The organism is Desulfosarcina sp., from assembly GCF_041551955.1.
GTDB lineage: Bacteria > Desulfobacterota > Desulfobacteria > Desulfobacterales > Desulfosarcinaceae > Desulfosarcina.
This window is the reverse complement of the sequence record NZ_JBFELV010000118.1, coordinates 1-12,624: the sequence shown is the minus strand read 5'-3', so window position 1 is coordinate 12,624 and position 12,624 is coordinate 1. Positions and strand designations below refer to the sequence as shown.

Here is a 12,624-nt window from a genome sequence, read left to right as displayed (position 1 = left end):
GTCGGATAGGGGTGAATCACACTGGCCAGCGTGCCAAGCCCGATCCCGCCCTGCATCGCCACGGTAATCTCGCTGATCATATCGCCGGCATGGCTGCCGACAATCGTTGCCCCCAGGATCTGGTCCGTGCCCTTCTTGACATGAATCTTCACAAAACCGTCGGTTTCACCGTCGACAATCCCCCGGTCGACATCGGCGAACTCCCGCGTGAAGGTTGAAAATGCGATGTTACGGTCGTTAAGGTCCTTCTCATAGAGCCCCACATGCGCCACTTCGGGGTCCGTATAAGTGGCCCACGGGATGAGCAGGTTGGAAAACTTGTCACGACCAAAGAACAATGCATTGCGGATCACCAGGCGCGCCCCGAAGTCCGCCATGTGCGTAAACTGGTACCGGCTGGCCACATCACCGACCGCGTATACGTCGGGGTTGGTGGTTTGCAGCCTGTCGTTGACCACAACGCCCATGCGCGCATCGTATTCCACGCCGGCCTGCTCGAGACCCAGGCCGTCGACGGCGGGTTTGCGACCCGTGGCAATCAGCAACGCGTCGAATTCCAGTCTGCGTTCCGCTTCGCCCTGGTCGAAAACGAGGCTTACCGGCGGTTTTCCCTTTTGGCTCTCTACGCCACGGAAATTGACACGGTAGACGAACGTGACCCCGTCCCGGCGCAGCGCATTCTCCACCATCGCGGCAGCCTCCGGGTCTTCTTTGGGAAGAATGGCGCCGCTGCGCGAAAAGACGGATACCTGCGATCCCAGGCGCTGAAACGCCTGGGCCAGTTCGATCCCGATGGGGCCGGCACCGATCACCGCCAACCGCCGAGGTAGCACGGTCAAGTTAAATACAGTGGCATTGGTGAGAAAAGGCGCATCCTTGAGACCCGGAATATTGGGGATCGCCGCCGTGCCGCCGGTGGCAACCACCGCTTTGGCAAATTTGAGGGACTTGCCGTTGACCTCGATAGTGTTTTTGCCGGTAAAGGCGCCCTTGCCGATATAAAGATCCACGCCCAGCTGATTGGCGTAGCGTTCGGCCGAGTCGACGGGCGCAATGCTCGCCCGCAGGCGACGCAAGCGTTCCATGACGAAGCCGAAGTCCACCGAAACGTCACCCTTGATCTTGACGCCGTATTGGGATGCATGGCGCACCGCAGCCACGGCCTTGGCACATCGCAGCAACGCCTTGGACGGCACACAGCCCACCGTGAGGCAGTCCCCGCCCAACAGGTGCGCTTCGATGAGGGCCACCCGGGCACCCACACCGGCGGCGCCTGCTGCGGACACCAACCCGCCGGCACCGGCACCGATCACCACCAGATTGTAGGAAGGCTTGGGCTGCGGGTCTACCCACGATTTGGGATGCAGCAGATCCAGGAATCGGGTGTTGTGTTCATCCAGCGGTGCCACACCACAAGCCTCGAGGTTCTCCCGGGCCATACCGGCCAAATCCGGATCGCGTTCCGGGACAGACGGCTGTAATGGAAAGGCCTGACCGCCGGCCGAGGTGAGCGGCAACAAGAAATCCGCCCATCTGACCGCGCTGCCATCGGGTTTGCGGGCCACCTTACCGTGGTCTTCATCCGAGGCGAAACGGTAGAACAGATATTTATTCTCGAAGGGGTGTGCCCGTTGGACGTGATGAAACACACCCGCATTGAGCATCATGTTTCCGATACGCAATGCGTCGGCTTCGTCGTTGGCAATCTCCTCTCTCAACAATGCGTCGACTGCCTCGCTGCCGACAAAACACATCGCATACGTTTTCGGTGGGAGGCCATAAGTCCGATCCCGAATGTCGAGGATACCTTTCACATGCTGGGTCAATCCTTCAAGATCTTGGCTGTCAAAGGACGCCTCCTTACCATTATTCTTTTCATCGGCCATGGTTTTCTCCTCTCACACTGCATTGACTCTTTTAAAATCGCGCCCGACGGATCCGTCCTAACCCCCGGTGGCAAACCCGGGATACAAGGTCATGCCGCCATCCACGAACAGGCTGATGCCGTTGACGTAATCAGCCTGATCGGAGGCCAGCCACACGGCGGCCCGACCGATGTCTTCGGGCTCGCCGATACGTTTGTAGGGGACCAGAGTCATCAGCGCGTCATAGGCTTCGGGGGTCTGCCAGGCATCGGTGTTGATCGGTGTGCGAATCGCGCCCGGGGCAATGCTGTTGACCCGGATGCGATAGGGCGCCACCTCCTGGGCGATGCTTTTCATCATCAGCATGACCCCGCCTTTGCTGGCGGCATAGTTCACATGACCGGCCCACGGAATGACCTCATGCACCGAACTCATGCAGATGATTTTACCGGCCGCGCAGGAGACATCCGGTACCACGCCGCGGCGCTTGAATTCGCGCACCGCTTCACGGGCACACAGAAACTGGCCCGTCAGGTTCACATCGATGACCCGATTCCACTCGGCCAGGGTCATTTCATCAAAAGGGGCATCCTGCTGCAGGCCGGCATTGTTGATCAGGATGTCGATGGTGCCAAACTCGGCTTTCATCTTCGCAAACATGGCCACCACCTGATCTTCCCGGGAGACGTCGGCCTGGCAACCCAGGGCGTGGCTGCCGCACTGTTGGATGGCGTCGACCACTTCCTGGGCTTGATCCGCGCCGCTCACATAGTTAACCACCACGTCCGCCCCGGAATGACCCAGCGCAATGGCGACTGCCTTGCCGATCCCCGAGTTGGCACCGGTAACCAGTGCTTTTTGTCCCACTAACACCCGCTCCACCTGACATTGCGGCATCACGACTTGTGGTAATTGTTCCTCACTCATTGTGTTGCCTCCTTTTTGAATTCACGTATGAAATCTCACTTGAACCTGACAAAACACCCCTCACCCTGTCCCTCTCCCCGAATGGGCGAGGGAACGTTGGCACCAGCGATGTTCATTTATTGGACTGAGAAGCATTAAAGAACTCCCTCGCCCCTTGAGGGGAGAGGGCCGGGGTGAGGGGTGAATACGTTTAAATTTCGATTAAACCTCATCTTTTTGATAGTTGGCTGTGCTGAGTTCTATCTCCTGGGTTCTTACCATAGTCAATTGAACCATCCACCCGACTGCTGAATCAGTTTGGCCACCAGCCCCGTCCAGCCGGTCTGATGGCTGGCGCCCAACCCGGCGCCGTTGTCGCCGTGAAAGTACTCATGAAACAACAGGTAGTCCCGCCAGTGAGGATCGTCCTGAAATCGGCGCTGACCCCCGTATATCGGACGATGGCCGTTGCCATCACGAAGGAACAGGTTGATCAGGCGGCGGGACAGCTCCGTGGCCACTTCACCCAGATTCAGCATGCTTCCCGATCCGGTGGGGCATTCCACCTTGAGCGAATCCCCGTAATAGTGGTGGTATTTCTGCAGCGATTCGATCAGCAGGTAGTTGATCGGAAACCAGATGGGACCGCGCCAGTTTGAATTGCCGCCGAACAGCCCGCTTTGCGATTCAGCCGGCTGGTAGTCGATGGTGTGGTGCACACCGTCCACGGTGAAGGTGTAGGGCCGGTCCTGGTGAAATTTAGACACCGAGCGGATGCCATAGGGGGATAAAAATTCCTTTTCATCCAGCATGGGCCCCAACACCTTGACCAGGCGGTCTCGATTGACGATGGAGAGCAGCCGTCGCGACTGTTCCCCCGGATCTTTGACACAGGCGACATCGCCGCTGTCGCGCAGATAAACCCGGTTCTCGAAAAACCAGTTCAGCCTGCGCTTAAAGACCGGCAGACGCTCGATCAGATCGTGTTCGAGGGTCTCGACGGCCAGCAGCGGCATCAGGCCCACCAGCGATCTGACCTTGAGTGGGACGAAGCTGCCGTCCGGCAGATGCAAGGTGTCGTAAAAAAAGCCGTCTTCTTCATCCCAGAGGCTCAAGCCGTTGCGGTAGTCACCGGTCATGGCCCGGGCGATGCGCAGGAAGTGCTCGAAGAATTTGCCGGCCGTATCCTGATAGACCGGATCGTCCGTGGCCAGCTCGAGGGCTATCTTGAGAAGTTCCAAACAGTAAAATCCCATCCAGGCCGTGCCGTCGGATTGATCGATGTGACCGCCGGTGGGCAACGGGGCGCTGCGGTCGAAGACACTGATATTATCCAGCCCCAGAAAACCGCCCTGGAAGACATTGCGGCCTTCGCCGTCCTTTTTGTTGACCCACCAGGTAAAATTCATCAACAGCTTGTGAAACATGCCTTCCAGGAACTGCGTATCGGGTCGACCCTGCTGTTTGGCGTCGATCTTATAGGTCCGCCAGGCCGCCCAGGCGTGCACCGGCGGATTGACGTCCCCCAGTTTCCATTCATAGGCCGGCAGGGCCCCGTTGGGATGCATGTACCATTCACGGGCCATCAACGTCAGCTGACGTTTGGCGAAGGCCGCGTCGACCAAGGCCAGGGGGATCGCGTGAAAAGCCAGATCCCAGGCCGCATACCAGGGGTACTCCCACTTGTCCGGCATGGAAATGATATCGAAGTTGTTGAGGTGTTCCCATTCATGATTACGACCGCTGGCTCGGGATGGGGGCACCTCGGGCTGCGCCGGGTCGCCTTTCAGCCATTGCTCCACATTGTAGTAAAAGAACTGCTTGGTCCAGATCATGCCGGCCAGTGCCTGGCGTTGAATCTGCCGTTGATCGGGGTTGATATCGGTGCGTTGGATGGCTGCATAAAATGCATCGGCTTCGGCCACGCGCCGCTCAAGCGTGGTTTCAAAATCGTCAAAGGGGGTATCCGATGAGGCGGCGGAGAGGCGCAGCCGCAGCGTGCACGACCCATGGGCGGGAACCTGGCAGCGATACCAGGCGGCGGCCTTGGTGCCTTCCCCGGCCGGATTGACCGCATCAGCCTCGCCACCGATCACATGGCGATGAAAGGCGTCCTTGACATAGTCACTGCTGTTGGGCCGACCAAACAGCCGCTGGGAGTTGGTGTCGTTGTCGGTGAACAGCAGTTTAGGTTGGCCCTTGTCATCCGGTCTGTCGGCAAACAGAAAGTAGTCGCCGGCCGCCGGGTGGGCAAGGTGTATGTGCGGCCCGGCGTTGGAGCCGTCGACCAGCCTGAGCATCGGCCGGCCCGGAACATCGCCCATGGGACCGGCCTCGTAACCCGAGCTCCAAGTGTTGCGAAACCAGATTGTGGGCAGCACATCCAGAGGGGCCGGTTTGGGACCGCGGTTGTGAACGGTAATGGAGACCAGCATGTCGTCAGTGTCCGCCTTGGCGTATTCCACAAAGACATCGAAATAGCGGTCGCCATCGAAGATGCCCGTGTCCGACAGCTCGTATTCGAAGTCGTTGAATCCCCGGCGACCGTTTTCAGCCACCAGGTCTGCGTAGGGATAAGCGGCTTGGGGATATTTGTAGAGCATCTTCAGGTAGCTGTGGGTCGGTGTGGCATCCAGGTAGAAGTAGTACTCCTTGACATCTTCGCCGTGGTTGCCCTGTGAGCCGGTCAGGCCGAAGAGGCGCTCTTTTAAAATCGGGTCGTGGTGGTTCCACAGCGAAAGGGCCAGGCAAATATACTGGTGGCGGTCACAGATGCCAGCAATGCCGTCCTCCCCCCAGCGGTAGGCCCGGCTGCGGGCGTGGTCGTGGGGAAAGTACTCCCAGGCGCTGCCATCGGCACTGTAGTCCTCGCGCACGGTGCCCCAGGCGCGCTCGCTCACGTAGGGCCCCCATTTTTTCCAGTTGGCTTTGCGGTCCAGATGATCCTGAAGTCGCTGATGCTCTGCGGTGTTTGTCATGATGTTACTCCTAAACATCATAGGTGGAAGACGCGGTGTCCCCCCCATGGCCCGTCCAATTGGTGTGGAAGAACTCACCCCTGGGCCTGTCGATTCTCTCGTAGGTGTGGGCGCCGAAGTAGTCGCGTTGGGCCTGCAGCAGGTTCGCGGGAAGTCTCGCCGACCGGTACCCGTCAAAATAGGCCAGGGCCGCGCTGATCGCCGGCACGGGAATGCCCAGTTGCACTGCCGTAGCCACCACACGCCGCCAGCCCGCCTGGGCCGCCTCCACGGCCTGCTTGAAAAACGGGTCCAGCAGCAGATTGACCAAACCGGCATCGGTGTCGAAGGCCTGCTTGATTTTTCCGAGAAATGCCGAACGAATGATGCAGCCGCCCCGCCACATCAGCGCGATGCCGCCGTAATTGAGCTTCCAGCCCTGCTCGGCCGCCACCTCGCGCATCAGCTGATATCCCTGGGCGTAGGATACCATCTTGGACGCATAAAGCGCCTGTTCGAGATCGTCGATCATGGCCGCCGTATCACCGCTGAAAGCCTCCTGGGGTCCGCCGAGTAACTGCGCCGCCGCGACCCGCTCGTCTTTGAGTGCCGACAGGCAGCGCGCAAATACCGCCTCCCCGATGAGCGTCAGCGGCTGACCCACGTCCAACGCAGACGTCACCGTCCACTTTCCGGTTCCCTTTTGACCGGCCGTGTCGAGAATCCGATCGAGCACCGCTTCTCCGTTTTCATCTTCATATCCGAGAATGTCACGGGTGATTTCGATCAGGTAGGAGTCGAGCACGCCCTTGTTCCATCGGGCGAACACATCACGCATTTGCCTGTTGGACAGCCCGAGACCCGCTTTCATGGTCTGGTAGGTTTCGCCGATCAACTGCATGTCGCCATATTCGATGCCGTTGTGCACCATTTTAACGAAGTGGCCCGCACCGCTTTCTCCGACCCAGTCACAGCAGGGCTCACCGTCGTCCGTGTACGCGCAGATTGTCTGAAAAATCGGCTGAATTGACTCCCATGCACCCCGTGAGCCGCCCGGCATGATGGAGGGCCCCAGCAAAGCGCCTTCTTCTCCTCCCGAAACCCCGGCACCGACATAGAGCAATCCCATTTGCTCAGCCTCCGCCACGCGGCGCATCGTGTCGGGAAAATACGAATTGCCGCCGTCGATAATGATGTCGCCCGCCTCGAGGTGGGGGGTCACCGATTCAATGAACGCATCCACGGCGCTGCCCGCCTTGATCATGCACATCACCTTGCGCGGTCTTTTCAGGGTGCCGACGAGTGCGTCGATGCTGTGGCTGCCGATGATGTTTTTCCCGGCGGCGCGGCCGTTGATAAAATCATCCACTTTGCTCGTGGTCCGGTTGAAACAGGCCACCGTAAACCCTTTGCTCTCCATGTTCAGGATCAAGTTCTCACCCATCACCGCCAGTCCGACCACGGCAATATCGGCATCTTGTTTCATGTGTCCTTTCCTTTCATTTTTCTACGGCGGCTTTACGCGTTGCCGGATCCGGATAATCGGTCTTTTTTCTCTTCGAGGCTTTTCATCAGGCTCTCGAAGGGTTTGGCAAAGGCGGCCACCCCCTGCTCCAGGAGCTGGCCGGTAATGGTCTCTAAACGGATGCCAATCTCGGCCAGAGCAGCGATGCGGCTGCGGGCCCCTGACACGTCTTTGTCGATGGTTAAGCTTGCCCGTCCATGGTCGATAAACGCCTGCAAGGTCGCCGGCGGCAGCGTGTTGACCGTATCCGGTCCGATGAGGTTGTCCACATAAAGCGTATCGGCGTAAGCGGGGTTCTTGGTTCCAGTGCTGGCCCACAACGGCCGCTGGATGCGGGCGCCCACAGCCGCCAATGTGTCCCAGCGGTCGCCGGCGAATATCTCCCTGAAACGGGCGTAGGCCAGCCGTGCGTTATCGATGGCAGTCAATCCCTGGAGATCGCTGCGGCCGATTTTTTCTAGGGCGTCATCCACAGCCGTGTCCACCCGGCTGACGAAAAACGATGCCACCGATGCGGTCTGGCCGAGTGCGCGTCCGGTTTCATGCAGTTTTTCCAGACCGCTGATGTAGGCCCCGGCCGCAGCCTCGTACTGCGCCAGCGAGAAAATCAAGGTGACATTCACATTGATTCCAGCTGCGATGACGCTTTCGATGGCGGGGATGCCCGCCGGGGTTGCCGGAATCTTGATCATCAGGTTGGGACGATCCGTCGCGGCGAACAGCCGTTTGGCGTCAGCAGCGGTGCCGGCAGTGTCGTGGGCCAGGGCGGGGCTGACCTCGAGGCTCACATAACCGTCACGGCCGTCTGTTCGATCATACAGCGGCCGCAGCAGGTCAGCCGCCTGTCGAATATCTTCAATGGCGAGGGCTTCGTAGATTTCGACCACCGATCGATTCTCTCCCGCCAGCCGCCGGATGTCCTCGTCGTAGTCATCGCTGCCCGCGATGGCCTGTTCGAAAATCGCCGGGTTGGAGGTGACGCCCCGCACGCCTTGATCAATCAACGCCTGCAGGTCTCCTGCCCGGGTAAACGAACGACGAATATAGTCAAACCAGACGGCTTGTCCGAGCGCGGTGAGCTGGTCTAATGGGGTCATGATAAGATCCTTTCTATATGTGGCGCGATTCGCGCGCCTGGTTGTCTGAGCGCTACCTGCAGGGCAATCCGCAACAACCCATCCGCCACGCATGGCCGCCTTTGGCCAACAGTGCATCGGCGGCCTCCGGCCCCCAGCTGTTCATGGGGTAGGTGTGCAGGGGCGCCGCCTTTGAATCTGACTCCCATCCGGAAAGAATCGGGTCGATCAGACGCCAGGCCGCCTCGATCCCGTCGTTGCGGGCAAACAGCGAGGCATCGCCTTTCAGCGCGTCCAGGAGGAGCCGTTCGTAGGCGTCCGGCAATACGACGTCGGGGAACGCCTCGAGATAGGAGTGGCTCATGTTGACCGAGCGGGATTCGGATACCGTATCCGGCACTTTGGTCTCGAACTGCAGATGGATGCCTTCGTCCGGTTGAATGCAGATGGACAGGAAGTTCGGCGTGAAGTGCGCGTTGCGGCCCAAATGGAAAATGACGTCCGGCGGCGGTTGAAATTCAACGATGATGGTGCTGCTTTTGGCGGGCATGGCTTTCCCGGATCGCAGGTAGAAGGGAACGCCCTGCCACCGCCAATTGTCGATAAAGAGCTTGAGTGCGGCGAACGTCGGGGTCTGCGAGTCCGGGGCCACGCCGGCGCTGGACCGGTAGCCCTCGTACTGGGCGCGTATGGTGTCGTTCAGCGCAATGGGACGGACCGTTCCGAGAACCTTGGCCCTTTCGTTGCGGATCGCATCGGCATCCAAAGAGGCCGGCGGTTCCATGGTGGTCAGCGCCAGCAGTTGCATCAGGTGGTTCTGGAACATGTCCCGCAGCACGCCGGCTTGGTCATAGTACCCGCCGCGTCGTCCCACATCAACGCTTTCGGCCACCGTAATCTGAACGTTGGCCACGTAGCGCCGATTCCATACCGGCTCGAAAAGCGTGTTGGCAAAACGCAGAAAAATGATGTTCTGGGCGGTCTCCTTGCCCAGGTAATGATCGATGCGATAGACCTGATGCTCGGCGAAGGCTGCGTGGACCTGTCGGTTCAAAGCTCTGGCTGAGGCAAGATCACGCCCAAACGGTTTTTCAATGATGATCATACGCCGGCCGCTTTGCTCAGCACTCATGCCGGCCGCAGCCAGATGGTCGCATGCCGGACCATAAAAATCAGGCGCCGTGGCCAGATAGTACAGCCGATCGGCCGTTTGATTTTCCATCTCATCGAGAGTCGATTGAAGTTTCTCGTAATCTGCGGTCGTGTCCAGGTCGCCTTGAAAATAACTGACGTTCCGGGCAAATTCGTTCCAGATATGCGCCTCGAAACCCGTGGCGTATTTCTTTGCGCCATTGCCCAGGTGATCCCTGAATTGGTCGTCGCTCCAGTCACGGCGGGCGAAACCCACGATGCGCAGCCCGGCAGGCAGGCGCTTTTTGATCAAGTTGTTGTAAAGTGCCGGTATCAGCTTGCGCCGGGTCAGGTCTCCTGACGCACCGAAAATAACGATGGTCGGGCCGGCGACGTGTCGGTCGGGAGCACTCATCGAGCGGTCTCCTTTTTCTCTGACTTTATTGGTTGGTCACCGCTCGGGCCAACCGCTTCCGGCCTGAATTTCCTCTTGTAAAGGGCCAGCAGTTTTTTCACGGTGATCGGGAAAAGACCCAGCACCACGAACGAAGCCAAGACGCCCGGCGACAGGATGCCGGACAGGGAGTCGATCTTGGCCAGCTCCTTGCCGGCATTGACGTAGACCACGGTCCCGGCCAGCATACCGATCTGCGACACCCAGAAAAAGGTGAACAGGCGCATGCGGGTCAGCCCCATGAGCAGATTGATCACGAAAAAAGGGAAGATCGGCACCAGCCGGAGGGAGAAAAGATAAAAAGCGCCTTCCTTTTCGACGCCCTCGTTGATCGTCTTCAGTTTGCCGCCGAATTTGTCCTGGACCCAGTCCCGCAGCAGAAATCGGGCGACCAGGCAGGCCAGGGTGGCCCCGATGGTGCTGGCAAAGGAGATGACCACAGTTCCGACGACAAGACCGAACAGGCCGCCGCCCGCCAGGGTCATCACCGCGGCACCGGGAAGGGACAGGGCCGTGACCGCGATATAGATCCCCATGTAGGTGGCAATCACCAGAAAGCGGTTTGACAGATAGAGCGCTTGGAATTTTTCCTGGGAGCCCTTGATGTAATCGAGCGTGAGATATTGTCCCAGATCGAAATATCGAAAGGCCACAATCCCCAGGACGATCACCCCGACGATCGCCACCTTGTTGATCCAATTTTTTTTCTTTGCCTGGACCATCGTTTTATCCTTTTCGCAGCATTTGTTGTCCATGGAACGCCGCACCCCAAAGGCCGCTGTCTTGATCGTCCATCAAAAACACCGGCATCCGGGACAACATGTGACCCATTGTCGGAGAATCGAGGAATTCCTTACTGAAATTCTCATGGGTCAGCATCTCAGGTGTTCTGGCCGCCACCCCCCCGGCGATATACAAGCCGCCGCGGGCCAACACCGCAAGGGCAAAGTCCCGACAAACCCGGCCGTAAAACCTCGCGGCCCATGCCTGGGTCTCTGATGTTCCGGATAGTCGCCTGGTCACTTCCTCAGGGGCCAGATCTTCACCGCTGAGAAACCAGTGAAGATAGCGCAGTCCACGACCGGAGACCACCAGATTGCCGGTGATATGTTTCTGTCCGCTTTTTTCCCGGTAAAACTGTTGAAAAGCGAACTCTCGTTGAGAGACAAACGGGAAATAGCCGTGTCCCCCTTCGGAAGGCAAGGCCAGGAATTCTCTGTTGGCTATCGGCACCAGGAGTGCCTTGCCCAGGGCGGTGCCGGCACCGATAACGCCGACGGTCCCGTTGGCAATGATTTTACCGGGAAGGATAGTACGGGCTGATTGGCCCGCCGGAGATCGACTGGCATAAGCCTGGGCGACAAAGTCGTTGATCAGTATCGCTTTTTTGAACGTGTTTGCAACCGCTTGACTGGCCAGATCGATATCCCAGTCGATATAGGGCGGAGCGCAGTAGGACGCTTGTTCAACAGGTCCGGCAACCGCAATCACGGCCATGTCGGCCGCGTCGGCCGGCAGGGAAAAATCGGATGATCGCAACTGCTCGAGAAGCTGCACAAAAGAATCAGCTTCATCGGTAGGCAGCCAGAGCGTGTCGACCAGTGCCAGCGTTGATTCCAGATCGGTCTCAAAATGGGCAAACCGGCTGTTGGTCCCCCCGATGTCTGCGGCAAGTATCGTTTTCATGGCCATTTTCTCATCGCATGCTTGGGTTAATGTTTTTTTGGGGCGTTTTTCAGCATTCCGCTGCAGCCGCCCGGTCGACAAACCACTGCAACTCGCCGCTGGACGGGTTGACCCGTCGGGCCGGCAGTTCCGGCTGCTGCAGGTTATCGTTGAGCACTTTCGACAATATATTGGCCTTGCCCTGTCCGGCTGCCACGAAGACCACATGGCGGGCATTATTGATCACCGGCAGTGTCATCGTAATACGAACTGGCGGCGGTTTGGGTGCGTCTACAACAGGAACCACCCAGCGCCGGTTTTCGTTTAAAGCCGGATAGCCGGGAAACAGGGAAGCGGTGTGCCCGTCTTCTCCCACACCGAGCAGCATCAGGTCGAATCGCGGTACTTGGCCTGCTCCAGGCTGAAATACCGTTGCCAGGGTGGATTCATAGGCTTGGGCGGTTTTGGAAGGCCTGTGCGAAACGTCTGCGGCATGAATCTGTTCGCCGGGAATGCTGACGCGATTGAAGAACTGACGCTGCGCATGTCCGTAATTGGATTCAGGGCTGCTCCACGGCACCCACCGTTCGTCAGCCCAGAAAACATGCCAGCCTGACCAGTTGACGGTGTCGCGCAGGGGATTTGAACCCAAGGACGGACCGATGATGTCCATGAGCGAACCGCCGGAAAGGGCAACGCAGAAACGACCTTGAGATGCAACAGTCATGGCTGCCAGACGGGCGACATGAGCCGAAAGCGCGGCCGCCAAATGGTCGCGGTTGGCAAAAATAGTTACCTTGGGTAGACAGTCCATGATTTTTCCTCTATGTCATTGCGCTATTTCTCAGCAGGCTCTCCATCCGTCTCGTCCAGCAGAAAAAAGGATGCCGGGTATTGAGATAAGTTCCCCGCAAACTAGCTTCAAGCTGCGCCAGTTGGTGAAAACGTCGGGACGCAACTTCAAGGATCCAACTGAAAAAGGTCAACCAATAGAAAACAAAGCCAGAACGGTGAACGCTGAACATGTGAACGCTTACAAAAATTC

Annotated in this window: 9 protein-coding genes; all 9 read right to left on the bottom strand. The window is 58.6% G+C overall.

Annotated elements, in window-relative coordinates:
• Positions 1 to 1,886: FAD-containing oxidoreductase (locus ABYV26_RS11050; RefSeq protein ID WP_372680957.1), on the bottom strand; the 1,886-nt coding region annotated here is incomplete at its 3' end.
• 57 nt (positions 1,887 to 1,943) lie between these two features.
• On the bottom strand, positions 1,944 to 2,792 hold the full coding sequence (locus tag ABYV26_RS11045) for an SDR family oxidoreductase (RefSeq protein ID WP_372680956.1): 849 nt from the start codon (positions 2,790 to 2,792) through the stop codon (positions 1,944 to 1,946).
• Positions 2,793 to 3,055: 263 nt separating this feature from the next.
• Positions 3,056 to 5,749 carry a hypothetical protein gene (locus ABYV26_RS11040; RefSeq protein ID WP_372680954.1) on the bottom strand — a complete coding sequence of 898 codons (2,694 nt, stop codon included), beginning with the start codon at positions 5,747 to 5,749 and terminating at the stop codon, positions 3,056 to 3,058.
• A 10-nt stretch (positions 5,750 to 5,759) separates the two neighbouring features.
• Positions 5,760 to 7,214, bottom strand: a complete 1,455-nt coding sequence (gene gnd / locus ABYV26_RS11035; protein WP_372680952.1) for a decarboxylating NADP(+)-dependent phosphogluconate dehydrogenase — start codon at positions 7,212 to 7,214, stop codon at positions 5,760 to 5,762.
• A gap of 32 nt (positions 7,215 to 7,246) precedes the next feature.
• Entirely contained in the window at positions 7,247 to 8,350 is a 1,104-nt protein-coding gene (tal, locus tag ABYV26_RS11030; RefSeq protein ID WP_372680950.1) for a transaldolase, read from the bottom strand.
• 52 nt (positions 8,351 to 8,402) lie between these two features.
• Positions 8,403 to 9,875: a glucose-6-phosphate dehydrogenase gene (gene zwf, locus ABYV26_RS11025; protein ID WP_372680948.1), complete on the bottom strand. Its 1,473-nt coding sequence runs from the start codon at positions 9,873 to 9,875 to the stop codon at positions 8,403 to 8,405.
• On the bottom strand, positions 9,872 to 10,636 hold the full coding sequence (locus ABYV26_RS11020; protein WP_372680946.1) for a TVP38/TMEM64 family protein: 765 nt from the start codon (positions 10,634 to 10,636) through the stop codon (positions 9,872 to 9,874). The genes zwf and ABYV26_RS11020 overlap by 4 nt, the downstream gene beginning before the upstream one ends.
• 4 nt (positions 10,637 to 10,640) lie before the next feature.
• A complete protein-coding gene (locus tag ABYV26_RS11015) occupies positions 10,641 to 11,600 on the bottom strand; it encodes a glucokinase (protein ID WP_372680944.1) in 960 nt (319 codons plus the stop codon).
• Positions 11,601 to 11,649: 49 nt separating this feature from the next.
• A complete protein-coding gene (gene pgl, locus ABYV26_RS11010) occupies positions 11,650 to 12,393 on the bottom strand; it encodes a 6-phosphogluconolactonase (protein ID WP_372680942.1) in 744 nt (247 codons plus the stop codon).
• Positions 12,394 to 12,624: the final 231 nt, after the last annotated feature.